We start from the raw sequence: 26,930 nt of genomic DNA on the forward strand, positions 1-26,930 counted from the left end.
AAGCCTGCGACGGTTAAGAGTCTGGACAAGGATGCTCAGATGGAGACAACAATCGAGGGACTCCCTAAGGGATTAAGCTTCGATGGCACAACCATCACTGGTACACCGGTAGTTGACGATGACAACTGGGACGGCGATGATGGTATGTTTAAAACTGTAACCATGAAGTTCAAGGCTAAGAAAAACGGCAAGACTCTAGTAAGAAAGTACAAGTACTGGATCTACAGAGATAAGGATCACGACGGAATTGCGGACGATGACGAGGATGGTGGCGTAGCATTTACACCTCAGAGAGTGAATGCACAGCCAATCGAAGTGGATGGCAAGGAGCCAACTCTCGATGACTACAAGGCTAAGTTCAGCAATATTCCAAATGATGGTTCTGTAAAGGTGACTCTAGTTCAGAAGCCTGACCTTTCAAAGAAGGGTATGACTAAGGCAGTGCTCGAGTTCTCCGTAGACGGAATCGACAAGAAGAGCAAGGCGATCGTAATGGTAAATGTGAAGACTCCTGTGGCAAGTGCAACAACTGCAGCTGTTACAAACAGTACAGCTAGCACAAGAAGCGCCGCAGTAGCTGCAATCTCGATGCCTGCAAGCGTAGAGCATTCAGAGAGCGGTAAGGTTAATAAGAAAGAAGGCGTACAGAAGCCGGCTGAGGGCAACGAAACTGCAGAAAACTCAACTGGAGCTGAGACGGAAAGGACGGTATCGTGAACTTAATAATTGGAATCGCAGTAACTGTCATATTTTATATCTTGACAGCAGATGCAATTAAGAAACACCCAGGGGCTTTTTATCTGGGCATATACATATGGTGTGGAGCGGTTGTGCTGTACTTCAATATGGGGTACGACAAGAGTTTCCCAACGTGGTTTAACGAATATTTCATGAATATATTTTCGAGAGGAATATTCTCGACAGCGACATTCATGGTTGTCATGTTCCTCGGAACCATCACCAAGCACAACAAGCTCTCGCGCAAGCTGATGGGCGTTCGTGGTGAAATCTCTATCATGGGTAGCTTGATCGTGTTGAGCCACAACGTGGTGTTCGGTGTGCAGTATTTCCCGATGTTGTTCACAAATCCAAAGGCAATGCCTACCAGACAGATGATAGCTTCGATTATCACTTTGTGCCTTCTGGCGATGCTGATTCCGCTCTTTATCACCTCATTCAAGTCGGTTCGCCGTAGAATGAGCGGTAAGACGTGGAAGAATGTTCAACGCCTTGCATATCCATTCTTTATTGGTATATATGTGCACGTAATGGTGCTGTACTCGGCAGATGTGAGGTCACACCTCACCGGCATAATAGTTTACACGGCTATATACGGCAGCTATGTAGTACTGAGGCTACGTAAGGCAGTACTCAAGGCTCGTAAGACGCGCATGGCGACAGTGTAGGACAGTGGAGCGTGAAGTTTTAGAATAAACCGAACAACGTAACCCGGTTGATGGTTGATGAACCAACAAATTAAACTCAATGCAGAGAATCATATATCCATAATAAAACAGGTCGGAAGCTTAACAGAGTATCCGACCTGTTTATGTTTAGTTAAAAGGTTAGGCTTATAGGACAACGTGTTGGTTGTTAATCTCGGTAAATTTATGTGATGCGCATTATATTTACCGTATTAATACTGGAAGCTTGGCACGATTTTCTTAATCGTTGGGATGATTCCGATGCCGTCAGGTGTCTGACCGGGCAGCTGCCAGAAATCATGTGCACAGTAAACGTTACCCTCGATAATTGCCGGTCCATTAGGAGTTACAGCAACATCCCAGCCAACGTATCTAATCTGTGGCACTTCGAGTGAAGCTTTGAGAATCATTTCCTTGGCTTCCTTAAACAGCGGAATTTTGAAGCCGACGAGCTTCTCGTGTGAGTTAGGGTGCTCAGTGTAAAGTCCTTCGGCCTTGGTGTCACCGGAGTGTGCAGGAAAGAGGAATTCACCTGTTTCCAGATCAACAGGGCCGTGAACGCCGTAGTTATCTACAACTCTGCCGTTGATTCCAAATTTTTGAACTGCGTATATCAGGTTAGGCTGTCCATCATCTCCAATCATGGTAATCATACGCATTGTGTTGGCGCTGCCCGAATACACCTTGTTGAGGGCAGGGTGATTTTCGATCACACCTTCGAGAGTGCCAAAGCCTTTCTCATTGATGTACTTATAGAACTCCTCGAAGTTCGCGAAATCAGAAGTAACCAGTCTTTCACAGCCGATACCGCACTCGAGATCCTTCATCTTGCAGAAAACCTTGTCCTTACTATTGAAGTAAGTCTCGACCTCATCTTTAGTGGCTGTCTCCAGCTCTATAAAATCACGGCCGATATAATCCTTGAACTTCTCGTTGAATTCATCCTTGTTGTCGAAGAAATGAGCATAAGCCGGGTCATTGAGCTGTGACACGAGCTTCTTGCTCCTGAATCTCGTCAGATACGTATCGCGCTGTGCGTCCGTCTTGTCCCAAAACTGGAAGATGACGTAATCGTAATAACCGGCGTCAAATTTTCTCATACAGTGAATGATTTCAGTTGCGCAGCCGAGCTTGCTCTTGCCCGAGATGCGGTGCGCCTCGTTGACGCAGTCGATGAATTTCTTGAAGCTCGCTTTCTTTAGTACTCTCAGCCCGTATTGAAGCTTGTTTTCTCCCATACAAATCCTCATTTCGTAAATTATATATTTTGTTGCCTATCTGATTATTCTAAATCAAATAAACGACATAATTCAACCGTTTATTACACTTTTCCGATATTAAGAGGTAGAGCCTCCGACACATATCTATGATATGATAGGTGGAGATGAATCCGGGATAGCGGGGATAGGAGGTGCATGAGAATGCGCATATTTTCATACGTATATGATTCGCCGATGGGATCGCTGTATCTTTGCGCAGACGACTCGAGGCTTCACGGGATTTGGTCGGATAAGGCTGAAGCAGCCGAGTATATAGACGTCGTGACTGAGAAAGGCGATGATATCATGACAGTAGGTAGGGATGATTGTCCTGACGTAATAGAGCAGACTGCAGCGTGGCTAGATAAGTATTTTGACGGTAAAATACCTGATTGTATGCCGCCGCTTCAGCTGCATGGCTCGAAATTCAGGCAGACCGTATCGCAGATAATGCTCGAGATTCCGTATGGAGAACTTACGACCTACGGTGATATAGCGAAGGATGTCGCTCTCCGTCTGGGTAAGGAACGCATGTCAGCTCAAGCAGTTGGCGGAGCTGTAGGGAGTAACGAATTTTCTATCTTGGTCCCTTGCCACCGTGTAGTTGGAAAGGATGGCAATCTAACCGGGTATGCAGGTGGTATGGATCGCAAGATATATCTGCTTAAGCATGAGGGGGTTGATTTCGAGGAGCATCACCTGTATGTAAGATGATTTTGCCGCTCACAGTCCAGTTAATGGCGCCCGTAGGGCAGATGCTCCTGCACTTGCCGCAGCGGATGCACTCTGTGCTGTTGATGTTATCCGGTACATTGACCTGCATATCGCAGTTGGTCTCGCACTTCATGCAGTTGATACAGCTGTTGTCGTCGACCTCCAGCTGCAGCACGCTGAAGCGGTTGAACAGCGAGTAGACAGCGCCGAGAGGGCAGACGTATTTACAAAAAGGCCGATAAATCATAGTGGATAGGATAACTGTGATCGCCAGCAGGATAACCTTCCAGTCGAAAAGTATGCCAATCACGGCACGCAGAGATTCGTTTTTGATAACCAACGGCAGGCCTGCTTCTATCGTTCCAGCAGGACAGATGAGCTTGCAGAAATAGGGCTCGGAGATTCCGAACTCATTTATCAATGCTGTTGGAAGCGCGATTACGAATACGGCGAGTATCAGGTATTTTGTGTAGCGAAGTATTTTGTCCGGCCTGCGGGGTATGCTCCGTTTGCGAACAGGAAGCTTGTGCAACAGATCCTGAAAGAATCCGAACGGACACAGAAAGCCGCATACAAATCTGCCTAGAAATGCACCTGTGATGAGCAGAAATCCCATAACGTAGTACGAGATGTGATATCTATTGCTGTTTTCAACAGCCTGTAACGCTCCGATAGGACATGCTGTCCCCGCCGCAGGGCATGAGTAGCAGTTGAGTCCCGGTGTGCAGAGTTGCTTGGACTGTCCCTTGTATATCGTGCCGCCTGCATAGTTTGTGACATGCGGGTTGGTAATAAAAGTCGACACCAGCTGTACGAGGTGGCGTCGTATATTGTTAGTCTTCATTATCACGCCCCCCTAACCGATGCCGATGCATTCAAGGCAGACGGTTGCAGCCTTGCCCACCACACTGACGACCTCGTCTCTGCCGATTCCAACTATTAACATAACGATACCAGCCGCAATCAGTGCGACCGGTACCAATCTCCTGTATCTCTTAACCATTTGAATTTCCAATCTGTAGCTGCTGATATGCGTTCTTTACTTATTAATCTTCTTGAGATGAGCTTTCACTTCATTCATGTAGAGTTCAGCCATCTCGTTGTCGTCCTTTGCCTTGAATGTCCCTACCTTAGGTTTTCCGACAAGTTTACCGTCCTTGTCAAAGAAGAAGGTCGAAGGCGTTCCGCTTACGTATTTCAACAGGCTTTTGTTTATAGAATCGCTGTTGACCAGCACTTTTGCAGTCAAGCCCTTCTGAGCTACGATATCCTTCGCCGTATCGGCAGAAACTGCGCCGTCTATGCAGACGGTTACGAACTGGACATTGGCAGGCAGTCGGCTCTTGAGCTTCTCCAGCGCAGGCATTTCCTCAATGCAGTATCCGCAGGTTGTAGACCATACGTTGACTACTGTCATGTCATAACTCTTTAGGTCATCCTGTGTGAATTTCTCTCCGCTGAGTGTAGTAGTTTTGAACTTCCTGAGATTAGCATCTGAACCGCTGTCTTTTGGATTAGAATCGCCCTTGCTGCATCCTGTAAATGATAGTATGAGTGTAAGAATCACTGCTGTTATTGCAACAAATTTGTAATTTTGTAATTTTTTATTCATATATTTTTCAATACTCCTCGTTTATTGTTAGAAATAGCTAAAATATATTATACTATACACATTTTGTATGGATTCAGTATATCATCTGAGTGATGGAATTATAATTTTTTTAAAATCGATTGTGTACTAACAAAAATATAAATAAAAAACATCATTGACCGATGGTGACGAGGGTACTAAAATTATACAATACGGTAAAGGAGAATAAAGACATGAATATAACGGTTTATTGCGGATCTCGCTTTGGCGAGAAATCCGTTTATAAAGATAGAGCTATTGAGCTTGGACACTGGATTGCAGTAAACGGGCACAGCCTTGTATACGGCGGTGGCAACGTCGGTTTGATGGGGACTGTTGCAAATACAGTTCTCAAAGGAGGAGCCAAGGTCTATGGCATTATTCCCGACTTCCTAATGGAGCAGGAGAAGGGGCATGATGGCCTCTATATTCTGGAGGTTGTAAAATCTATGCCGGAACGAAAAACTCGTATGATTAACCTGGGAGATGCGTTTATCGCGCTGCCGGGTGGCCCGGGGACTCTTGAGGAGATATCGGAGATTATCTCTCTACGCAGGCTCAACAGAGTGGATAAACCTTGCATCGTTTATAATATCGACGGATTTTATGAACCGCTCAGAAATCTAATAAGCGAGATGGTAGCGGCAGGCTTCCTGCCGAGCGAAGATTCGAGTAAGTTGGTGTTCGCAGAGAGCCTGGTTGATATAATCAAAGCGCTTTCATGATTCATTTGGAACAGGTGAAAAGATGAAGAGAAAGATATTACCGACTATAATGATTCTGGCAATAAGCATAGCACTGCTGGCAGGCTGTTCCAAGAAGGACGGAAATGACAAGAAGAATAAAGACGGATATACGCATATTTCAGGTAAGGAAGCTGCTGAATTTATCGAAAATGCAGATAAAAACAATGCAAAGATTGTCGATGTAAGAGGCGAAGTTGCTTGGGGAATGGGTCATATTCCAAAGTCGATTCCCATCTGGTATGAGGATTTCGATAAGGGAGAGGTCAAAGAGCTTCCTGACAAGGACCAACCGATACTCCTGTACTGTGATTATGGCGGTCTCAGCAAGAGAGTTGCTAAGCGCATGGTCAAACAGGGATATACTCACGTGTATGAGTTTGACGGATTAAAGGTCTGGAAGGGTAAGGTAGTCGTTTCGGACGAATATAAAGACGTCGAAGAAGCTAATCAGGGTTAGGCGTAGAATGAAGCTAACCATCACGGCGACAACAGCTACTTTTCTACCGTAATCTTCCAAGCCTTGTTGTCCTGTTTGTCGAACTCGAGTACTTTGTGGTTATGCTCTTCGCAATAGCTTGGCAGATTTACCACAGCATCAGGACAAGTAAATTCAACCTCGATAATCTGTCCATATTCGGCTTCTCCAAGAGCCTTCTTAAGCTCCATGAGCGGAAGAGGGCAGTCCATACCCTTAGTATCCAGTTTAATATTTTCCATTATTGTTCCTCCTAAAAAATCTTGGTAAATAAATATCTATATCAACTCAAGCAGTTGTTATTAGCTTCTTGTGGTTTGAGATCCTCGTACGTACAAGAGCCATGCTCCGAACCATATGCCGAGCGTGATGAATAGAAGAGCGAGCCAAGCCCGGGTTGCCAGCTGCGAGGTTGCCACCAGACCGTTTCCTATAAGGCAACCCTTAGCCCAGACAGCTCCGACACCCATGAGCATGCTTCCGATAATGGTGCGAATAACGATTTTTTTATTTGTCTTAACTATCGAAAACTCTTTGCTAATAAATGCAGTAGTAAACGACCCGAGGATGATTCCGATAATCACCAGGTTATCCCAACCGACACCGTCGGTTCTGTTATAAACCACTCATCCGATTGGCTCGGAATGCGTGTGCGTAATCATGTTGAACCACGACAGAACAGGATCTGAAATAGAGATTCCGCCATTTCTGTCGGTGAGGTTGCTGAAATAAAACGCGGTTCCCATTACAATTCCGATGAGCACAACGGTAACTTCGCGGCTCCAAATCTTCTCGCAGAAAACATGACGCAATCCCGCGTACCTCTGTGGCAGCTTGTATTTGGGCTTGTGGCTTCTGTAGTGCCTGATCATGACGACATAGAGCACGACGACAAGCGGCACGAAAACAATCAGAGGGGAGATTGGCATATCGAAGAGATCGATATCGTACACTTCTTTGAATCCCATCAGCTTCTGAGTAAATGGTTTGAAAACCCATTTATTTGTAAAAAACTCAGTTATTGCAAATACGATGAGAGACAGTATTCCGATTATTCGCCCATCACCAACCTTTACGAGAGTGCTTGTGATGCAGCCGTTCGTCATCACGGCACCGATTCCAAAGATGAAGCCTCCTATTGGCACTGCGATTAATGAGTAACAACCGAAAAATGGCGTTGTAATTACACCGCTTCCAACCAGCAGATGATATAAGACACCTTCGGTTGCGATGACTGCGAGGATTAGCACAGCGTTATAGTATTTCTTTTCAAGGTAAATATCTCGTATAGTTCCTGTCGGACAGAAGCGTCCTCTTTTGAGCAGAAATCCAAAGAGCAATCCTATAAATAAACCGGATATTTTAAATATCACAGTGCTTCTCCTTTCTGATTTCCTTTGAGATGTTATTATATAAAATTTATATACTTCTTAATATAACCATAGAGAAAATTAATACAGTATCATTGTAAATTAAACTTTTCTATTTGCAAATGGTGGATCTTTTCTGATTGACTTTGTACCTTGTGACAGCTATAATGATTTACGTTATAAATTGTTAACAGTGTTAAATATTAAGGTAGATAATAATTTTACACGTGTGGAGGAGATCGAGTGAAGGAATATCAATCAAAATTGCTGCTGCAGATGCACAGCTTTCGTAAGGTCAAATTCTGGAAACTAGTTCCGGAGCTGAGCCCAAGTGAGCATATGCTTATTAATTCATTGTGTATATGCGAATCAGGCAGGCAGAATTCCGGCAAGTGCGGGAGCTTCAGTGAGATAGCTGATCTGAAGATTTCGGACATGAAAGGCGTCAAGGTATCAGAGCTGGCAAGGAGCATTCATATACCTATGTCGGGTGTGTCTAGGATGCTGGCATCCCTCGAGGAGCGCGGTATCATCGAAAGGCGGGTGGATCTGAATGATCGCAGGAATACGCTGGTGTTTTTTACCGAGAATGGATTTAACAAGGCCAAGGAATACAGGGATGTCTTCGACAAGTACCTGGATGCTGTATTTGAGAAATTCGGAAAAGATAAGGCAACACAGCTTATGACGTTGCTCGAGGAGCTGTCGGATGTTGCCAAAGAGGAGCTCGACAAGATCCTGGATGAATCATGCGTAGAAGTAGGTAGAGAAGGTAGGAAGGATAAATAGATGAGAAAGCTTATCAAGAATCTCAAGGCATATAAGCTTGCTGTTACAGTGCTTCTGATTACACTGATAATTCAGGCGTTTGGCGATATCTCGATTCCGAGCTATATGCAGGATATGATTGATACGGGTGTGCAGAACAGGGGTGTGGAACACATTCTGCCTAGCAAGATGACTGCGGACGAATACATTGAAGCGCAGATATTTATGACTGATAGCGAGAAGGAAAGCTGGCAGGGAGCGTATGAAAAATCAGGCGACAACTACAGTCTCAAGATTAAGGGAGACAAGAAGCTGGGGAATTTGGACGATAAGCTGCTCAAACCGATAGTGCTCACATATCAGCTGGGACACATGACCGTCAAGCAGTTCAAGCAGACAGCTAAGGAGCAGCTTACGACCAATCCGCGGACGAAGGCGATTGCAGATCGTATTGACGATATGTCGGTAGAAGAGATTGCCAAGCTGCTGCATATGGACATCAAATCCTTCGAGGCCAAGGACCAGAACGGCAAGACACACACATACATCGATATGCGTCCAGTCATCCAGTCGATGATCGAGAGCGGACAGATGGATGCAGCTAAAATTAATGATTCCAAGAAACGGATGGATGAGACTATCTCTGCGGTAGGAAACAGGACGCTCAAATCGATGGGCATTGCCTATGCGACGAATGCTGCGGAGTCAGCAGGAGTTAATATCAATCAGATTCAGAGATCATACCTTTGGACGACCGGCTTCAAGATGATGTTGATGACGCTCGTCATGATGATCGCTGCTGCGCTGGCATCGTACATCGCATCGAGAGTCGGAGCAGGTGTCGGCAAGACACTAAGACATGATATTTTCAAGAAGGTAATGAGCTTTTCCAACACCGAGATGGACAGCTTCCGGACTTCATCGCTGATTACTAGAGCTACCAACGATGTGCAGCAGGTGCAGATGGTGACAACGATTATGTTGAGAATGGTACTGTACGCGCCGGTGCTTGCGGGCTGGGGTATAGTCAAGGTAGCGCAGACAAGAGCTCAAATGAGTTACGTGATCGCCGTAGGCGTGGCGATAGTAATAGTGTTTGTAGTTACGCTGATGATAATTGCTCTGCCCAAATTCCGTATCATGCAGGAACTGGTAGATGCTCTAAATAGCGTGTCGCGTTCTATACTGACCGGAATTCCGGTCATACGAGCTTTCGGCAGGGAGCGTTCTGCCGAAGCGCGTTTCGATAAGGCCAATGTAGATCTAAAGAGAACTCAGCTGTTTACTAACAGAGTTATGACATTTATGCAGCCAATCATGGTTCTGATTATGAATATACTGGGGGTAGCGATCATCTGGATTGCTTCCCATAGGATCGATACAGGTGATATGCAGGTGGGTGCTATGACAGCGTTTCTCGCATACTCAATGATGATAGTCATGGCCTTCATGATTATCACAGTTATGTCTATCATCCTTCCTAGAGCAGGCGTTGCGGCCGGCAGAATCGATGAGGTCATAAATTCCAAGTCCTCTGTGCTGAACCGAAAGGATGCTGTAGATATAAGGGAGAGTAAGGGTAGGCTGGAGTTCGATAACGTATCGTTCAGATATGCAAATGCAGAGGATGATGTAGTGTCAGGCATCAGCTTTACTGCGGAGCCTGGGCAGACGACGGCAATCATCGGCAGTACCGGTTCCGGCAAGAGCACGATTGTCAATCTGATACCCAGATTCTTTGATGTCACATCAGGAGCAATTCGTCTAGATGGCAGGGACATTAGAGATATCACAATCAATTCGCTGAGAGATCAAATTGGATTTGTTCCGCAGAAGGGAATCCTTTTCTCGGGCACTATCGATTCAAATATCAGATTTGGTAATGAGAAAGCCACAGCGGCACAGGTAGAGAAGGCGGCAGAAGTTGCGCAGGCGATGGAGTTTATCGAAGAGAAGGAAGAGAAATTTGACAGCCCTATAGCACAGGGCGGATCCAATGTATCTGGAGGACAGAAGCAGCGACTATCCATCGCGAGAGCGATTGTCAAGAACCCGAAGATTATGGTTTTTGATGACAGCTTTTCAGCTCTCGATATGAAGACTGACGCCAAACTCAGAAGAGTGCTTGCCAAGTACGCAAAGGATGCTACCAAGATTATCGTCGCGCAGAGAGTCGGCACAATCATGGATGCTGAGCAGATTATCGTACTTGATGAAGGAGAGATCGTGGGCAAGGGCAGACACAAGGATCTGCTCAAGACCTGTGAGGTATACAGGCAAATCGCTGAATCCCAGCTATCTAAGAGCGAATTGGAGGTGGAATAATGGAAGATAACAGGCAGAATCAGGGACCGGCTCCAATAAAAAGAAGGGGGCATGGTACGGGTGGCAATATGTCTTTTGAAAAGCCAAAGAATCTCGGCAAGTCGATGAAGGATATCATCCTTTACAGCGGCAGATATAAGTTTGCTATCATGATTGTAATTCTGTTTGCAGCTGCCGGAACTGTATTTCAGGTTATAGGGCCTAAGGTTATGGGGCGTGCTACGACCGTGCTGGCAGAAGGCTTGATGCACAAGATCAAAGGTACGGGTGGTATCGATTTTGACAGCATTTGGAAGATTCTGGCGATAACAGCCGCTCTGTATGGGATCAGTGCACTATGCAGCTTCATTCAGGGCTGGATTATGACCGGTGTCACACAGAAAATCGTATATAACATGCGCCGAGACATCTCCGAGAAAATCAACCGTATGCCCATGAAGTATTTTGAGAGTCACCAGTACGGTGAGGTGCTGTCGAGGATCACCAATGACGTAGATACGCTGGGGACCGGCTTGAACCAGAGCGTTACGATGATTCTCACCTCCGTTGCAACGATTATCGGCGTAATAGTTATGATGCTCACAATTTCACCGTTGATGACTCTAATCGCAGTTATTACAATTCCGGTTTCGGGTGTGCTGCTCGGAATCATCATCAAGCTGTCGCAAAAGCATTTTAAGACCCAGCAGAAGTACCTTGGAATCATCAACGGACAGGTAGAAGAAAATTTTGCAGGCCAGTTGGTAATCAAGGCATTCAACAAGGAAGCTTCCGTTGAGAAGATCTTCAACGATACTAACGATGTGCTGTACGACTCCGCGTGGAAGTCACAGTTCATATCCGGAATCATGCAGCCTGTAATGATGTTTGTTGGAAACCTCGGATACGTTGGTGTTGCTATATCCGGAGCACTTCTGGCTGTAAAAAATATGATTGGCATTGGAGACATTCAGGCATTTATACAGTATGTGCGCAACCTGACGCAACCTCTGTCGCAGGTGTCCCAGGTAATGAATCAGGTGCAATCAATGGGAGCTGCAGCCGAGCGTGTATTCGAGTTCCTTGCAGAGGAAGAAGAGTCTCCGGATCCCGTTGATGCACTCGAAGATACAGATGTGAAGGGATATGTTGAGTTCGATCACGTTAGATTTGGATACAACCCCGATCAGGTCATCATTAAGGACTTCAGCGCAAGCGTTAAGCCCGGACAGAAGATAGCTATTGTCGGACCTACGGGTGCCGGCAAGACTACAATAGTTAAACTGCTGATGAGGTTCTACGATGTAAATTCAGGTTCGATTAAAATCGACGGCGAAGATATCCGCAGGATGAGCCGACACGGTCTCAGAGACAATGTCGCAATGGTGCTTCAGGACACTTGGCTATACTCCGACACAATTATGGAGAATATCAGGTATGGAAATCTCGATGCGACAGATGAAGAGGTTGTCGCAGCTGCCAAGGCGGCGCGAGCGCATCGCTTCATCAAGACATTGCCGGGCAGCTATAGCATGAAGCTCAACGAAGATGCGACCAACATTTCAGAGGGTCAGAAGCAGCTGCTCACAATTGCCAGGGCAATTCTTGCAGACCGCAAGCTGCTAATACTCGACGAGGCCACGTCTTCAGTCGATACACGTACTGAGGTGAGAATTCAGGAAGCGATGGACAATCTCATGAAGGGGCGCACAACATTTGTAATAGCGCACAGACTTTCGACTATTAGAAACGCTGACCTCATACTGGTGATGAACCACGGAGATATCATCGAGCAGGGCACACACGACGAGCTATTGGCTCGGAACGGTGCATATGCGGATTTGTACAACTCGCAGTTTGACGAAGTGGAGGCATCATAGATGGGTGAAGCACGAGGTAAGAGGTGTGACTTTAGGCGTCAGCCGGATAAATAGCATGATATATAAAATGGCGGAGCAATAACTCTGCCATTTTATATATTCGGATTATATTTGTTCTAAACTAGATTCTGATCTTAGCTACGTAGCGAGCATTTCCGGGCAGCTTGAGATCTCTTCCTGCATCCTCAAAGCTCCACATCCTGACGTTTGCTCTAGTAGAATCGAGAACTGCATAGAAGTTGAACATCGCAATTCCGTAGTTGAGAAGTGCGTCCTCAGCAGTTGTCAGCTCGTCCTTGAGTCCGATTAACGATATAATATCATCATCGACAATTACTCTGTATGGCTGACGGTTGAAGAACGACTGGGCTACAGCGATTGACAGCAGCGCATCCTCAAGCTCTGTATACAGAAGCTCCATGTTAACAGGCTCACCATACACCTTGGAGAAGAGAAGGTCGTTCATGCTGATCTTAGGAGCAGCCTTGTTCTCGCGAGTTACCATCTTGACGTTTGATGGGCTCTTGATATCGAGGCGAACGTCCTTGACAGCCTTGTTGCCATGTCCAAACGCAATAAATACTGCCAGCTTCTTATCGGTCTCCACTCCGATTCCCTGTGCAGCTGCCTCTGCATCGTTGACTGTCAGCCAGCAGGCATCGAGACCTAGCTGAGTCAGCTTGAGCGTAAGACCCTGAGCGATAAATCCTGCGTTCTCCAGATAGTGAGGAGCTTCCTCTGAGAAGAGAGCCAGGTATCTAGGGGCCTGAACCGTGAAGCCGTTGTAGCCGACACTCTTGCCAACAGCTTCAGCTACGCTGCCCTCTAGTATGTGAAGCTCTGTAGCGACATCGGGAAGCAGTCTTGGAACCAGTTCGTTGTATTCCGTAATCTCTGTTAGCGCAGCCGTGTCAACATCTGTATCAGCGAAATCGCGGCACGACTGGCGGCGAGATACAATCTCATCATAATATCTTAAGTATTCCATATAATTCTCCTTTCAAGTCCATACATGGACTAATGATATCAATTTTGCACAACTAGTACAAGACGGATAATGAAGTTTATTTATTAAGTATTATAAAAATACAATGGCACGGACAGGACACACCGGCGCGCAGTAACCGCAGCGCACACACTTGTCTACGTTGATTTCGGCCAGACCGTTTTTATTCCAGAATATCGCCTCGCTGACACATCTGGCTTTGCATGTTCCGCATCCTTCGCAGTCACTCTGGTCTACCATCATGCGTTTACGGCTGATGTCAGGGTGATAGGCTATATCCAGTCTACTCTCAAAGTACTCGACCGCTGTATCAACCTCATCATAGCTGCCCATGCCGATCATCACTGCTTCTACCCCCTCGAGTGAGGTCACGTAATCCAGACAGTCCACGTAGTTCTCGATTAGGTTTCCACCACCAAATGCCTTCATCGTAAACACGCCAATTCCCAGCTTAGAGCATTTGTTAATGGCCTTCGCCATCTGCTCCCTGGTTCCTGATTCTTCGCCATTTCTGATACCCATGCCGGATTTGTTGATGAGTGGAAAGACCACATCGCAGGAAGGTATATCTGCCATTGCAATGCAGGCGTCAATATGATGGGTTGAGATACCTATAGCCTTGATAAGACCCGCGGCTTTTTTGTCCCGGAGAGCCTGCCATGCATCGGCGCGAGCCCGGAGATCATTAATCCCACGCACCTCATGCAGCAGAAATATGTCTATCTGCTCCAGCCCCAGCTTTTCGAGACACTCATCGACCGCAGCTGAAGCTCCGTCATATCCTGGCTCCAGCGTCTTGCTGCATATCACAGGAAGCTCAAGAGAGCTGTCGGTTTTTATCTCATCCAGGGCAGGGCGCAGATATCTATACGTATCATAGTACTGCGCTGTATCGAGAAAATTTATGCCGCTTCGCACCGCATACACGATGAGCCGAGCACCTTCATCAAGCGACAGGTTCTTTTGTGAAAAGCCCATGGTGAGGGTCCCCATTCCTACGGGTGATACGTGTATATTTGTATTTCCTAATCTAATTCTGTTCATATTATGATTTTAACACGCAATTAATGTATAATACACGTTAAGTTTGACTTCATTAGCGTGTCTGATTTTATTTAAATATATTGGAACTACAGGGGAGTTTGATGTCGTTAAAAGGGTATAATTTGCAATTCCTTAAAAAAGATATTCCTACCGGAATTATAATAGCATTGGTGTCTATTCCGATTTCTATCGGATATTCGCTTGTTGCGGGGTTACCTCCGGTATATGGCCTGTATGGATCATTGCTGCCGATTCTCGCATATGGACTCATCACCAGTTCACCGAGATTCGTCTTTGGCGTGGATGCGGCACCTGCCGCACTGGTCGGTGGGATGCTGTATTCAATGGGCGTTGCCTTTCAGTCGGATGATGCAATCAGGCTCGTACCGGTGATCACGCTGTTGACGGCAGCTTGGATTTTGATCGCCAGACTGATAGGACTCGGCAAACTGGTAAGGTTTATATCCTCGCCGGTTATGGGTGGATTTATCACCGGAATATGCTGTACGATTATCCTTATGCAGATACCTAAACTGTATGGCGGAGACTCGGGACGTGGCGAGCTGTATGAACTGATGATTCACATTTACAATACTATGGTGACTAACGTCCACATCCCTTCGCTGATTTTGGGGGCCGGAACAATTGCAGTCATAATGATCTCCAGAAAATTCATACCGGCCGTTCCGATGAGTGCGGTAATGATGTTCATCGGGGCAGGGATTACTTATGTGATGCACCTTGAGAGCTATGGAGTAAAGCTGCTGCCTTCGGTGCGTTCAGGGTTACCCTCGCTTGCGATACCGGATCTGTCGCTTCTGCATGGCAACGTCAGAACGATGATGCTGCAGACGTTGATTATTGCAATTGTAATCATCTCTGAGACATTGCTGGCTACGAATAATTTTGCACTCAAATACGATGACAGGATAGATAACAACAGGGAGATAATTGCGTATGCAGTCGGAAATCTTGCGGGGGCACTAGTCGGATGCTGTCCGGTAAACGGCAGTGTGTCGAGGAGCAACATTGCCGATCAATTTGGTGTAAAGTCTCAGGTGATGTCCATATCCGCGGCCGCTACGATGATGCTTATTCTGCTATTTGGAACGGGCTTCATCCACCTGCTGCCGGTTCCGGTGCTCACCGGCATCGTCATCTCGGCGCTGATCAGCAGCACAGAGTTCAGTCTCGCAGCTACGCTGCACAAGGTTGATAAGACCGAATGGAAGATTTTCTATGTCGTAATGTTCACCGTGCTGATCTTCGGGACCATCTACGGAGTGTTGGTCGGCATCATCATGTCGTTCGTCACAGTTATCATCAGGGCTTCAAATCCTCCTAGGAGCAGGCTTGGATATATTCAGGAAAAGGATCAGTTCTATCCGGTAGATAGAACTACCGGGACGAGGGAAATCAAAGGAGCATTGATATATAGATTTGGCGGAGCACTGTTCTTTGCAAATGCCAATACCATCAAGGAAGAGATAGATGACCTGGTTACCGATGATATTAAGGCTGTCATAATTGAGGCCAGCGGTATCACCAGCATTGATGTCACCGCAGTGGAGAGGTTAATGATCCTCTACAACAAGTACAAGGAGCGTGGTGTCAAGCTGTTCCTGACTGAGCATTCGGGTAACCTCAACGATCAGCTGCGTGCATTCGGTGCAGAGCAGATGTTTAAGGATTACGCGATAGTGCCACATATCTATCAGGCGTTAAAATCCGTAGGGATCACCAAACCGTATGAGCTCGGCGACTGCGAGGGAGATATATGTTACCTGCCTATAAGCGGCTCGGCGGGGAGCTCGCAGATTGCTGAATTCGAGTGGGCATATGGTGACCAGGCTGAAGCTCGTATGGAAGAGGTTGCAAATTCACTCGCTGATAAGCTGATTACGCTTGAGACGGTTGATGATGAGATGATTCGTGAGGTTGAACGCAACGCTCTTGGCAGTAACTGGAGTGAGATTGATGAGGAAAAGTTCCTCGATTTCCTGGAATTTCAGTTAGCTCATCTGTTGGAATTGGGCAAAATTGACCCCGATAAGTTCCAGCGCGTGCGCGAAAAAATACTGCTGTATCATGCTAAGCTCGATTCGCAGATTAACGACAGAAACTCAGATGAGCTGGATAAGATCATCAAGACGAGAATGGTTCGTGAGGAGCAGTTTAAGAGCAGGTTCCCGGCGGCGTATCACGCATTCGCTGAGGAACGGGCAAGGCACAGGGAAATTCTTAAAAACAAGTATCCTGAGATTTTGGAGAGAATCAAGAGACTTCGTGCGGAGGGCCCGTATGCATCGCAGCCGCGTGAGAAGCCGGAACAGGACAAGAGCTCGTTCCCGGTTCTTCACGAGCTGGAACAGTTTGTTGACGGGGTCAAGGATTATTTCCACCTCAAGAACTAGCTTAAAAATTGCATTGCAGTATTTATAGAGGCTATAATTATCATGTAGCTTAAGAAAGGCAGGATATGAGACTTTATGTTCTTAGACATGGTCAGACACAGCTGAACAGTGAGCGTAGATTGCAGGGGCATATGCAGACTGAACTCAATGATGTCGGTATAGCGCAGGCTGAGATGGTTGCCTCGATACTGAATGACAAGGGTATAAAGTTCGATAGGATATATAGCAGTCCACTCGAGAGGGCGATTAGGACAGGGGAAATTGCAACAGGCGTCTCAAGAGAAAGATTCGTCATAGACCATAATCTGACTGAGATTGATTTTGGTATCAACGAGGGTCGCAAGTACGATGAACTGCAGGGTGCATCAGGCAACATCTTTCTATCACCGGAGACATATCTGCCTCCTGAGGGGGGTGAATCACTCGAGTCGCTGCTCAACCGCATGAAGCATTTTCTGGAGAGGATGCGCGATGAAGAGTGTGAAGGCAATGTGCTGGCAGTCTCACACGGAACTGCGATCCACATGATTCTGTTATACCTTAGAGGTATGTCATTGAGCGAGCTCTGGACTGAGCACGTCGGGAATTGCAATGTGACGGTGATTGACATTGATGACCGGGAGATGAAGATAAGAGATGATCTGCAGATAGCGACTGACAGCTGTATCAAATAACAATTGTCAGGATATGCCGCGGCAGTTTAGACAATCTTCGGCGATGATATAGTTAAAATTTGTATTATATATAAATCACATGCAGAAGGGAGTAAGACATGAGAGCAGTAATTGACGTTGGCGGAGGCACCAGGGACATCTTCGGGGCCGGAGTATTCGATTATTTCCTTGAGCACGGAGTGACATTTGACAGATGCTACGGAGTGTCGGCGGGGGGTGCCAATATCGCATCGTTTATTGCCGGACAGCAGTTCAGAAACTATGAGTTTTATACTGAGTATGCGATGCGCAAGGAGTACATGAGCTTTGATAATTTCATCAAGACCGGCTCGTATGTAGACCTCGATTATGTCTATGGAACTCTATCAAACAGCTATGGCGAGTATCCGTTAGACTACGAGGCTTTTAAGGAGAATCCCGCAGAGTTTATACTGGTGGCTACAGAGGCTAAGACCGGAGAAACGAAGTACTTCACGAAGGATGATATAAGCAAGAATAACTATGCGCCGCTCAACGCTTCAAGCTGTGTGCCTGTAGTTAACAAGCCATACGAGATAAATGACGTTGAATATTTTGACGGCGGGTTGGCTGATCCCATTCCATATAAGAAAGCGTTAGAGGACGGCTGCGATGAATTTGTAATCATTCTCACCAGACCTAGGAACGGACGTCGTGATAATGCCAAGGACAAGAGAATAGCACAGGTGCTGGCGAGACAGTATCCAAAGGCGGCAGAGCTGCTGGAAAACAGAGCAGAGCTATACAATGAACAGCTGGATGCGGTCAATTTACTTGAGGCTCAGGGCAAGGCGACGATTATCGCTCCTGATAGCATCGGTAAGCTCAAGACTCTGACCAAGGATCTTGATATGCTCAAGAATCTTTATAGAAAGGGACTTGTGGCTGCTAAATACGCAGGGCTGGACAGCTAGAGCATTGTGTCTATTCCTGTAGAACTAAACTATACCATGAATTGGGATGCGGCCTCGCTTGTTTACTAAGGGCAGCTGTATGAAGGCATTGCCAATCGAAGCAAGGTGCATATGTAAAACAAAGCTGCGATACAACGAAAACAGACCGGAGCCAATCGGTTCCGGTCTGTTTTCGTTGATGTGCGTTTAATTTCATTTGATGTCGGTATTGTTATTTTCTACTGTTCGATTGTGTTCATAAATCTGCGCAGCAGCCTAAACAGCGTGGCAGCCTCGTCATCCGTCAGGCTTACGCAAGCGCGAATCTCCTGCGGTACAGACAGTGCCTCTTCGCGAAGAGCCATTCCCTTGTCTGTAACCTTGATGATGAGATTGCGTTCATCCTTTACAGAACGAGTTCTGGTTAGATATCCCTTAGATTCAAGCTTCTTGAGCAGTGGAGTCAGCGTTCCGGAATCCAGAAAGAGCTTGTCTCCAAGCTCCTTAACACTGAGTTCTCGGAATTCCCAGAGCACCATCATTGTGATGTACTGGGTATATGTAAGATCCAGCTTGCTTAGGAATGGCTTGTATCTGCGAGTGATCTCCTTTGAGCACGCATACAGCGGAAAGCATAGCTGTTTATCTAGCTTCAGGTTGTCATATTTGTTCATCAGTCTTCCTCCTAATTGTTCAGACACTGTATACAACATACTCTCTCGGAATATCTTGTTGTATACAATTAAATTTAGTTTATATTAGTTGCATTAAAGTGTCAATAATTATTTATGCAAACATTCAAAAAAACAGTCATTTTCTTTTGTTGTCTTAACGAAGCATTGTGTTAGAATATTAAAAGTGGGAGTAGAGAGATGAGCGAAGTGATGAAAATTGCCCGCAAGCTTGTGAAGCGGGGGTATCTTGAACACGATGAATATGCAAGGCTACTCGCAAACAGGAACGACAAAGTACGTGAGTACCTCCGCAGCACCGCGCAGGAAATTGCGATTGAAAACTATGGTCATGATATATTTCTCAGAGGCATCATCGAGTTTACAAATACATGCAGAAATGATTGTTATTACTGTGGCATTAGGAAGAGTAACGGTAAGGTTGACAGATACAGGTTGAACCCGGATCGGATTTTACACTGCTGTGAGATTGGTTACCGCATTGGCCTTCGCACATTTGTGCTTCAGGGGGGAGAGGATCCATATTTTACGGATGACCGCATGTGCGAGCTTATTAGAGGAATAAAATCAAAATACCCGGATTGCGCTATCACGCTTTCGATAGGAGAGAAGGAAAGAGAGAGCTACGAGCGTTACTTTGAAGCAGGTGCAGATAGATTCCTACTCAGACATGAGACCGCAGATGCTGATCACTACAGCAAATTGCATCCCGAAACACTGTCGTTGGAGCATCGTATGAAATGTCTAAATACGCTCAAGGATATCGGCTACCAGGTAGGAGCCGGTTTTATGGTCGGATCACCCGGACAGACCTATGATACTGTGGCAAGCGACTTCGAGTATCTTCACAGTCTCAATCCGCATATGATAGGAATTGGGCCGTTTATTCACCACTATGATACGCCTTTTAGGGACGAGCCGGATGGGACAGTGGAGATGACACTATACTGTCTCAGCATATTGCGCATCATGTTTCCAGAGGTGCTCTTACCGGCTACAACAGCGCTCGGCACTATAGATGAGAAAGGCAGGGAGAAGGGCGTGCTCGCGGGGGCAAACGTAATCATGCCAAGCCTTTCGCCGGATGATATTAGGGGGAAATACCTGATCTATGATGGCAAGGCAGGAGTCGATGATGAGGCGGAGGCAGGACGTAAGCTGCTCGATGGCAAACTCGCCAAGATAGGATACAGAACCGTTACAGAGCGTGGAGATTACAAGGGGTGGAATAGGACACAGAATTCAATTCGGAGTTGATCGGTAATCAGTTCACGAATTGTTTCTATAGATAGTTATATTCATAGACACAGATTTATTCATTTTGGAGGTGCTTGATGGATAAAGAAACACGTCCGTATATCGCTTGGGATATCGTACAGGATTTTATGGTCAAGGCGTTTATTCAGCTTGGAGTTCCCGAAGCTGACGCTGCTATCTGTGCGGATGTCCTCATGGAGAGTGACAGAAGAGGTATCGAGAGTCACGGGGTCAATAGATTTAAGCCGATCTATGTAGATCGTATCAACAAAGGGATACTCAACCCTGTCACCAAGGTAGATATCATCAGAGAGTCTCCAACTACTGCTGTGCTGGATGCTAATGACGGCATAGGTATGGTAGCCGGCAAGATGGCAATGGATATGGCTGTCGAGAAGGCCGGGAAATACGGCACTGCGTGCGTTGCTGTTAGAAACTCCTCGCATTATGGAATTGCAGGCTATTGGTCATCGATGGCTACAGATGTGGGAATGATCGGAATTACCGGAACCAATGCCAGACCATCCATCGCACCGACCTTCGGCGTCGAAAATATGCTGGGAACCAACCCGCTGACAATCGGAATTCCGACAGACGAGGGAAATCCGTTTCTCATCGACTGTGCGACTTCAATTACGCAGAGAGGTAAGTTGGAATTCTATGAACGCACAGGTAAGGATACACCGGCAGGAATGGTAATCGGTAGAGACGGATCTGCATTGACAGATACGTCGTATATTCTCAAGGCTCTAAATTCCGGAGAGGCTGCCCTCGCCCCGCTTGGCGGAATCGGTGAGGAAATGGGCGGATATAAGGGCTACAGCTACGCGACAGCGGTTGAGCTGCTGTCGGCAGCTCTATCCGGCGGACTCTTCCTCAAGAATCTGACTTGCTTCAATGAGAATGGCGAGCTCAGACCATATCATCTTGGCCATTTCTTCATTGTCATCGACCCGGAGGCGATGATAGGCAGAGAAGTCTGCGAAAAGACTGCCGGAGACATTTTGAGAGCGCTCAGAGCTTCGCAGAAGGCGCCCGGTGAGGAAAGAATCTATACTGCAGGTGAGAAGGAATGGGATATCAAAGAATTCCGCAAAGACAAAGGTGTTCCGATGGGAGAAGCTGTACAGCGCGAGTTTATCGAGGTTCGTGACTCGCTCGGCATTAATTTTAAATTCCCGTTTGAATAGAGATATTTGAAAAGTTGTTGAAGAAAGGTAAAAGGAGGCTGGATGATTAGGTTAGCTATTAACGGATTCGGTCGTATCGGCAGACTTGCATTCAGACGCGTAATGGAGACGGATGGCTTTAAGGTTGTCGCGATAAACGATTTGACCTCGCCCTCTATGCTCGCTTATCTGCTGAAGTATGACAGCGTGCAGGGCTCGTACCTAGGTCACACTGTTGAGCACGATGAGGAGTCGATTACTGTCGACGGCAAAAGGATAACCATTTACAAGGAAGCGGATGCTCACAGGCTTCCCTGGGAGGAGCTCAATATCGACGTTGTGCTCGAGTGCACCGGATTATACACTTCCAAGGAGAAGTCGCAGGCCCACATCGACGCAGGCGCCAAAAAGGTTCTGATCTCTGCACCGGCAGGCAATGATCTCAAGACTGTCGTTTACGGAGTCAACCACGAGACTCTGACAGCGGATGACAAGATTGTTTCGGGAGCATCCTGCACTACTAACTGTCTGGCGCCTATGGCAAAGGCACTTGCCGGCTATAGAGAGCTGCGTACAGGCTTCATGACCACCATTCATGCATACACCGGTAATCAGAAGCTGCTCGATGCCCCTGACAAGAGCTTGAAGTACAGGCGGTCAAGAGCTGCTGCCATCAACATCGTTCCTACTAGTACAGGAGCGGCACAGGCAATCGGTAACGTAATCCCGGAGCTCGCCGGCAAGCTAATTGGATCGGCACAGAGAGTTCCGGTTGCAACAGGCTCAATCACCATCCTGGATGCAACCCTTAAGGATGAGACCGATTCCGTAAGTGTAGATGGAATCAATGCAGCGATGAGGGCAGCACAGGATCAGTCGTTTGGATACAATGAGGATGAGATTGTTTCGGCTGACGTGATCGGTATGAGCTGGGGTTCTCTGTTTGATGCAACTCAGACACTCGCTCAGAAGTGCGGAACTCATATCTATGAGGTCAGAGTAGTGGCTTGGTATGATAATGAGATGAGCTATGTGAGCCAGCTGATCAGAACTCTCGCATATATGGCAAGGCTGGAATAGATGCAGTAACTATCAAGCCATACGGTATCGATACCTGACGATATTGACCGTAAACAGCAAAGGTAAATATGGATAATAGATTAGTTTAAGGAGATTATTTGACTATGGAAGTAAAGGAAGCAAGGCAATATGTCGTAGACAGATTGGAGTATGCATTTAAGCCTGATTCAATCGCTGTGATTGGGGCAAGCCGCAACGAGACTAAAGTTGGTTTCAAGGTGATTCAAGGGCTCAGAAAGTGCGGATACGAAGGCGAGCTATATCCTATCAACATCAAGGCAACTGAGGTTGCAGGAATCCCTGCTTACAAAAATATCAATGATGTTCCTGAAGATGTAGATTTAGCGTTTATATCGCTGCCGGCAACGGGTGTATTTGATGCACTTAAGGATTGTGTCGAGAAAAAAGTCAAGATTGCGGTAGTGTCATCATCCGGATTTAAGGAGGTTGGAAACGGGGATTTGCAGAATGAGATTACTGACTTCTGCCGCGAACACGAGTTGCCGCTGATTGGCCCTAATCTTGTAGGAATAGGAACTCCATATCACGATTTCAACTGTGGATTTATTCCATATCTTCCCAATAAGGGTCCTGTAGCACTTATCTCACAGTCGGGATCCAATCTTCTCGCAGCACTTGGAGCTTCGCAGCTGGATCATTTCGGCATCAGCATGTTCGTAGGACTTGGCAACAAGGCAGACGTCGACTTCTGTGAGATGATTAAGTATGCAGATAATGAACCTAACACCAAGTGCATAGCCGTTTACATAGAGGCGCTGGACAGCCCCGAAGCTTTCAAAAAAGCCTGCCTGGAGTGTGAGAAACCAATAACTGCTGTCAAGGTCGGAGCTTCTAAGATTGGAGTTAAGGCTGCATTTGCACACACCGCATCTGAAAATAGGGGCCATTCAAATGCAGAGTACGATCAGTTGTTTGAAGAGTCCGGAGTTCTACGTGAGAACACCTGGCAGGAATTCCTCGATACTTCTCTTGCGCTTGGAAACTGCCCTCCTTTGAGAGGCGACAATGTTGTGATTATAACTAATGGAGGAGGCGCCGGGCTTCTTGCTGCAGACCATTTTGAGAGACTGGGGATGCCGATCAAGGAGCTTAAAGAGATTTCACCGGAGCTGCGCGATAATATCAGAAGCTACATGCCGGCGTTCGGATCGCCACTCAACCCTGTTGATATCAGCGGAACTGCTACTTCTGATATGTATGGCGGCGCGCTCAAGACTGCATACAGGGATGAGAATGTGGATGGAATCATGATTTCAGTCTGCCCGACAGCTGTAACGGACGTCGAGGCAATTACAGAGACCGTAATTAATATTTACAGGCAGTACAAGAATCTTGGAAAGCCTTTTATCATGGAGTGCCAGGGTGGAAATGAGTGCAGAAATGCTATCATGAAGCTGAGAGACAGCGGTATTCCTGCCTACTCAACACCTGAGCAGGCTGTAAATGCAATGGTTGCACTCAGGAGATATAGTCATATCATGAACAAGAAGGAACAGCTGATTAAGAATATTTAATCAAAAGGCATCATCGTTATTGCGTAAATTGAGATGGGCGATGCAGAGATGCGGATAACACCCCTGCATCACCTTTAAAAGGGATGAGTATGAACGGAGACAAACTATTCAGGCTGCTGATGATATTGTGCCTGGCAATGGGCATCATGGGATTAACTGTGGGGAAATTTATTCTTGGCGGTATTTTTATCGGTCTCGCCGTTGCTGTATGGCTGACGACTGGCGGCAAGCACTACAATGATCGTAACATATATGACAAAATCGTTGAGGATAGCGAGGCAATCACTATCGAGCACATATACGAACGACTTAAGAATCTCGATACATGCCTAGGACGACCTTGGATGGGTCACAATACTTTCACCAAGGATGCGGCAATTAACTTTGGACCTAGCCCTTTCAAGGATTTCATCACGATATATAAGGATAAGAAAAATATCATACTTAAGAGCAGTACAGAGCTTGAGCACTTGGTGCGAGACAAAGCGAGCGAAGCTTATTTTAAAGAGCTCCTCGACACCAAGAGTATGAAGGTCACGCCTGAAGCATACTCTAATTTTGCAAGCTGGAAGCTGATGACTACCGTTCTGGTGGACGATCTGACCGAGATCGTTAAGGCTCTCAAGGAGAGTGGAGAGGTTAAGAGTGGAGAGCTCGGCAAATTCAAATTTTACTACGCCAACAGCATAGACTGCCTGTACAAGGATGAGGATGACAACGTATACACTTACGTTAGAACTCAGAATGATCCACTGAATGTCAAGATTTATGACATACCGGACGGGGACGATGCTATAGAGGAATCCGGCGAGGTGCTGGCAGAGGTAACCGGATCCGCCAAGGATGAGAAGAGCGGATTCAAGTTCTACATGTCCGGCGAGGAGTACGGCACGCTGTACCGCGATTCTGACAGCGGCAGCGATTCATACTATATAGACACAAATGATGGTCGCGTTCACGTGGAAGGTTTTCGTGCTGTTCGCAAAGCTAACCTCAGCTGTAACTATATCATTACGATAGATGGAGTTCGCAAAGCGGTAATTGCGGGTAATGCGAGGATTGTTTTTGAAGGAAACAATCTCACAGAGAATAGCTTAATTTGTAGCCTGGATGACGATTTTTTGCTATTGTATATGGCAATTCAGGAGTTCATAATGACCAAGAACAAGTGGTTGAAGTAGCCTGATGAAATAGGTTCGATTGATTTTACTGCTTCCAAAATGTATAATAGCTGTGTATATTTAATACTGCGTAAGCGGTTCAATAAATAAGGAGGCTTTGATGAAGAGAATCCTTGTGCCGGTTGATGGTTCACCTAGGAGTTTAATAGCGCTGGAACAGCTAAAAAATACCTTCTCGCCTAAGGCGTTTGAGGTTGTGCTTGTTATGGTGCGTGAGAATACTGGATATGCGCTCACAATGGCTGAAGAGGCGGAGATTCGCGAGGAGCTCGACAAGAGGCTCACATCTATTGCCAAAACAATCGATAACTATAAAGTTATAACCAGATCTGCAATCGGAAGGGCCGGAGCTAGAGTTATAGAGGCGGCCAAGGAATGTGGTGTAGAGATGATTGTCATGACCAAATCCACCAAGCCGGGATCCGGCAGCAGTATAGGTCTTACTGCATCATATATTATACGCCACGCTCAGTGTGATGTGATGATTGTTAAGGAGACTGAGAGCAAGAAGGTCGAAGGCTATAGGGGCGCTGTATTTAAGAGAGCTAAGGGCACAGTTGCACTTCGTGGGCAGCTGAGCCTAAAGCAGAGTGAGTGCCTAATTCCGAGTGTCAAGGGTGATGTAATCTACAACATCGAAGTTAAAAGAGGTAGAGTTAGATTCATACACAGGTCGTTCAACGGTGTGACAAAGGAGTGGGATTTGCCGCCAAGTAACGGACAGCAGGAAATCTATGAGATTGAAGCCGGGGAGAAGGTTGCTATTCATGTCAACGCAACCGGTGTTGGCAAGATGGCTGACAGAATCAGAATTCTCAATCGAAACATGAAGACTGAGGCGGTATTCAGCTACGAGATTACAGCCGATAAGGGTGATGCGGCTTCCGATGCGGATAATAAGGCTGCACAAGCTAGTGTAAATATGACGACGAAGGATGATAATTCAATGGTGATGAGCGATAACACTGAGCCGGAAAATGACGATGTGCAGAAAGCAGATGAAGCTGCGACGGCGGATACCGATACAGTCACAGATTCACACGAAACTGTTGATTTTAATGAGACTCATGAGGACAGCGAAGCTGATATGTAATCAGAGAGCACGTTGACACAGATAGGACTATTTGATATTCTATAACGAGTAATTAGGAGGATAACACGATGAGCAGAATCAAGACAATTTCAACCAGAAACATGGCTAAGTCAACCCTTTCCGGCGGATGTGGTGAGTGCCAGACATCCTGCCAGTCCGCGAGCAAGACTTCATGCAGCGTTGCTAATCAACACTGCGAGCAGGCTAAGAACAACCGGTAATTGAAGGTGCTGCTGATGGCAGCGCTTTTTTATTGCCGCTCTGTGTTAAGTCCGCTTAACACAGATGAACAAAATATATAAGG

The 26,930-nt window shown here is 46.4% G+C and carries 26 protein-coding genes and 1 pseudogene; 18 read left to right on the forward strand and 9 right to left on the reverse strand.

Features of this window, described 5'->3' with window-relative positions:
- Together HMPREF1152_RS09745 and HMPREF1152_RS04815 are read left to right on the forward strand one after the other, a co-directional pair.
- Positions 1 to 717 (forward strand): hypothetical protein (locus tag HMPREF1152_RS09745; protein ID WP_039883609.1); only part of this gene is annotated, 717 nt, incomplete at its 5' end.
- Positions 714 to 1,406 carry a ferric reductase-like transmembrane domain-containing protein gene (locus HMPREF1152_RS04815; protein WP_009644143.1) on the forward strand — a complete coding sequence of 231 codons (693 nt, stop codon included), beginning with the start codon at positions 714 to 716 and terminating at the stop codon, positions 1,404 to 1,406. The genes HMPREF1152_RS09745 and HMPREF1152_RS04815, both read left to right, overlap by 4 nt.
- Positions 1,407 to 1,636: 230 nt before the next feature.
- On the opposite strand, the gene HMPREF1152_RS04820 is transcribed toward HMPREF1152_RS04815, so the two are convergent.
- Complete coding sequence (locus HMPREF1152_RS04820) at positions 1,637 to 2,662, reverse strand: sugar-transfer associated ATP-grasp domain-containing protein (RefSeq protein WP_009644147.1); 1,026 nt, start codon at positions 2,660 to 2,662, stop codon at positions 1,637 to 1,639.
- Between the two features lie 183 nt (positions 2,663 to 2,845).
- Between HMPREF1152_RS04820 and HMPREF1152_RS04825 the strand changes: the two genes are divergently transcribed.
- On the forward strand, positions 2,846 to 3,397 hold the full coding sequence (locus HMPREF1152_RS04825; RefSeq protein ID WP_009644153.1) for a methylated-DNA--[protein]-cysteine S-methyltransferase: 552 nt from the start codon (positions 2,846 to 2,848) through the stop codon (positions 3,395 to 3,397).
- On the opposite strand, the gene HMPREF1152_RS04830 is transcribed toward HMPREF1152_RS04825, so the two are convergent.
- Genes HMPREF1152_RS04830 through HMPREF1152_RS09010 form a run of 3 tightly spaced genes read right to left on the reverse strand, consistent with a single transcriptional unit; the run spans position 3,348 to position 5,009 of the window.
- Positions 3,348 to 4,241 (reverse strand): 4Fe-4S binding protein, encoded by an 894-nt coding sequence (locus HMPREF1152_RS04830; protein ID WP_009644128.1) that lies wholly within the window; start codon positions 4,239 to 4,241, stop codon positions 3,348 to 3,350. The genes HMPREF1152_RS04825 and HMPREF1152_RS04830 overlap by 50 nt on opposite strands.
- A gap of 12 nt (positions 4,242 to 4,253) precedes the next feature.
- Positions 4,254 to 4,412, reverse strand: a complete 159-nt coding sequence (locus HMPREF1152_RS09570) for a CD1871A family CXXC motif-containing protein (protein WP_156791965.1) — start codon at positions 4,410 to 4,412, stop codon at positions 4,254 to 4,256.
- 24 nt (positions 4,413 to 4,436) lie between these two features.
- The gene (locus tag HMPREF1152_RS09010; RefSeq protein WP_009644078.1) at positions 4,437 to 5,009 is read right to left on the reverse strand and encodes a TlpA family protein disulfide reductase; all 573 of its coding nucleotides are present in this window, start codon (positions 5,007 to 5,009) and stop codon (positions 4,437 to 4,439) included.
- A 212-nt stretch (positions 5,010 to 5,221) separates the two neighbouring features.
- Here HMPREF1152_RS09010 and HMPREF1152_RS04840 point away from each other — a divergent pair, with 212 nt between their 5' ends.
- Both HMPREF1152_RS04840 and HMPREF1152_RS04845 read left to right on the forward strand, forming a co-directional pair.
- Positions 5,222 to 5,752 carry a TIGR00730 family Rossman fold protein gene (locus HMPREF1152_RS04840; RefSeq protein WP_009644051.1) on the forward strand — a complete coding sequence of 177 codons (531 nt, stop codon included), beginning with the start codon at positions 5,222 to 5,224 and terminating at the stop codon, positions 5,750 to 5,752.
- A gap of 22 nt (positions 5,753 to 5,774) precedes the next feature.
- Complete coding sequence (locus HMPREF1152_RS04845) at positions 5,775 to 6,230, forward strand: rhodanese-like domain-containing protein (RefSeq protein ID WP_009644060.1); 456 nt, start codon at positions 5,775 to 5,777, stop codon at positions 6,228 to 6,230.
- Between the two features lie 35 nt (positions 6,231 to 6,265).
- On the opposite strand, the gene HMPREF1152_RS04850 is transcribed toward HMPREF1152_RS04845, so the two are convergent.
- Entirely contained in the window at positions 6,266 to 6,490 is a 225-nt protein-coding gene (locus tag HMPREF1152_RS04850) for a sulfurtransferase TusA family protein (RefSeq protein ID WP_009644087.1), read from the reverse strand.
- Between the two features lie 60 nt (positions 6,491 to 6,550).
- Positions 6,551 to 7,621 (reverse strand): annotated as a pseudogene (locus tag HMPREF1152_RS04860) (YeeE/YedE family protein).
- Between the two features lie 240 nt (positions 7,622 to 7,861).
- Between HMPREF1152_RS04860 and HMPREF1152_RS09015 the strand changes: the two are divergent.
- The 3 genes from HMPREF1152_RS09015 to HMPREF1152_RS04875 are packed head-to-tail and all read left to right on the forward strand — an operon-like array spanning position 7,862 to position 12,570.
- Complete coding sequence (locus tag HMPREF1152_RS09015; protein WP_009644136.1) at positions 7,862 to 8,407, forward strand: MarR family winged helix-turn-helix transcriptional regulator; 546 nt, start codon at positions 7,862 to 7,864, stop codon at positions 8,405 to 8,407.
- Positions 8,408 to 10,711, forward strand: a complete 2,304-nt coding sequence (locus HMPREF1152_RS04870; protein WP_009644146.1) for an ABC transporter ATP-binding protein — start codon at positions 8,408 to 8,410, stop codon at positions 10,709 to 10,711. It abuts the gene before it with no gap.
- Positions 10,711 to 12,570, forward strand: a complete 1,860-nt coding sequence (locus HMPREF1152_RS04875) for an ABC transporter ATP-binding protein (protein WP_009644113.1) — start codon at positions 10,711 to 10,713, stop codon at positions 12,568 to 12,570. The genes HMPREF1152_RS04870 and HMPREF1152_RS04875 overlap by 1 nt, the downstream gene beginning before the upstream one ends.
- Positions 12,571 to 12,691: 121 nt before the next feature.
- On the opposite strand, the gene HMPREF1152_RS04880 is transcribed toward HMPREF1152_RS04875, so the two are convergent.
- Together HMPREF1152_RS04880 and HMPREF1152_RS04885 are read right to left on the reverse strand one after the other, a co-directional pair.
- Entirely contained in the window at positions 12,692 to 13,558 is an 867-nt protein-coding gene (locus tag HMPREF1152_RS04880; protein ID WP_009644138.1) for a nitroreductase family protein, read from the reverse strand.
- Positions 13,559 to 13,648: 90 nt separating this feature from the next.
- A complete protein-coding gene (locus HMPREF1152_RS04885) occupies positions 13,649 to 14,620 on the reverse strand; it encodes an aldo/keto reductase (protein ID WP_039883611.1) in 972 nt (323 codons plus the stop codon).
- Between the two features lie 101 nt (positions 14,621 to 14,721).
- On the opposite strand from HMPREF1152_RS04885, the gene HMPREF1152_RS04890 reads away from it, so the two are divergent.
- From HMPREF1152_RS04890 to HMPREF1152_RS04900, 3 genes are all read left to right on the forward strand, one after another.
- On the forward strand, positions 14,722 to 17,034 hold the full coding sequence (locus HMPREF1152_RS04890) for a SulP family inorganic anion transporter (RefSeq protein ID WP_009644158.1): 2,313 nt from the start codon (positions 14,722 to 14,724) through the stop codon (positions 17,032 to 17,034).
- A gap of 65 nt (positions 17,035 to 17,099) precedes the next feature.
- The gene (locus HMPREF1152_RS09020) at positions 17,100 to 17,708 is read left to right on the forward strand and encodes a histidine phosphatase family protein (RefSeq protein WP_050992637.1); all 609 of its coding nucleotides are present in this window, start codon (positions 17,100 to 17,102) and stop codon (positions 17,706 to 17,708) included.
- A 98-nt stretch (positions 17,709 to 17,806) separates the two neighbouring features.
- Positions 17,807 to 18,640, forward strand: a complete 834-nt coding sequence (locus HMPREF1152_RS04900; RefSeq protein ID WP_009644092.1) for a patatin-like phospholipase family protein — start codon at positions 17,807 to 17,809, stop codon at positions 18,638 to 18,640.
- 218 nt (positions 18,641 to 18,858) lie between these two features.
- Here HMPREF1152_RS04900 and HMPREF1152_RS04905 read toward each other — a convergent pair whose 3' ends face one another.
- The gene (locus tag HMPREF1152_RS04905; protein WP_009644125.1) at positions 18,859 to 19,293 is read right to left on the reverse strand and encodes a MarR family winged helix-turn-helix transcriptional regulator; all 435 of its coding nucleotides are present in this window, start codon (positions 19,291 to 19,293) and stop codon (positions 18,859 to 18,861) included.
- Between the two features lie 198 nt (positions 19,294 to 19,491).
- Between HMPREF1152_RS04905 and hydE the strand changes: the two genes are divergently transcribed.
- From hydE to scfA, 7 genes are all read left to right on the forward strand, one after another.
- Positions 19,492 to 20,568: a [FeFe] hydrogenase H-cluster radical SAM maturase HydE gene (hydE, locus tag HMPREF1152_RS04910; protein WP_009644129.1), complete on the forward strand. Its 1,077-nt coding sequence runs from the start codon at positions 19,492 to 19,494 to the stop codon at positions 20,566 to 20,568.
- A 77-nt stretch (positions 20,569 to 20,645) separates the two neighbouring features.
- Complete coding sequence (locus tag HMPREF1152_RS04915) at positions 20,646 to 21,758, forward strand: Ldh family oxidoreductase (RefSeq protein WP_009644061.1); 1,113 nt, start codon at positions 20,646 to 20,648, stop codon at positions 21,756 to 21,758.
- Positions 21,759 to 21,800: 42 nt separating this feature from the next.
- Positions 21,801 to 22,817: a type I glyceraldehyde-3-phosphate dehydrogenase gene (gene gap / locus HMPREF1152_RS04920; protein WP_009644050.1), complete on the forward strand. Its 1,017-nt coding sequence runs from the start codon at positions 21,801 to 21,803 to the stop codon at positions 22,815 to 22,817.
- 104 nt (positions 22,818 to 22,921) lie between these two features.
- The gene (locus HMPREF1152_RS04925) at positions 22,922 to 24,352 is read left to right on the forward strand and encodes an acetate--CoA ligase family protein (RefSeq protein ID WP_009644101.1); all 1,431 of its coding nucleotides are present in this window, start codon (positions 22,922 to 22,924) and stop codon (positions 24,350 to 24,352) included.
- Between the two features lie 89 nt (positions 24,353 to 24,441).
- A complete protein-coding gene (locus HMPREF1152_RS04930) occupies positions 24,442 to 25,533 on the forward strand; it encodes a hypothetical protein (RefSeq protein WP_009644157.1) in 1,092 nt (363 codons plus the stop codon).
- 100 nt (positions 25,534 to 25,633) lie between these two features.
- The gene (locus tag HMPREF1152_RS04935) at positions 25,634 to 26,626 is read left to right on the forward strand and encodes a universal stress protein (protein WP_009644098.1); all 993 of its coding nucleotides are present in this window, start codon (positions 25,634 to 25,636) and stop codon (positions 26,624 to 26,626) included.
- A 68-nt stretch (positions 26,627 to 26,694) separates the two neighbouring features.
- Positions 26,695 to 26,847, forward strand: a complete 153-nt coding sequence (gene scfA, locus HMPREF1152_RS04940) for a six-cysteine ranthipeptide SCIFF (RefSeq protein WP_009644054.1) — start codon at positions 26,695 to 26,697, stop codon at positions 26,845 to 26,847.
- Positions 26,848 to 26,930: the final 83 nt, after the last annotated feature.

Source organism: Mogibacterium sp. CM50 (genome assembly GCF_000293155.1).
Classification (GTDB): domain Bacteria; phylum Bacillota; class Clostridia; order Peptostreptococcales; family Anaerovoracaceae; genus Mogibacterium; species Mogibacterium timidum.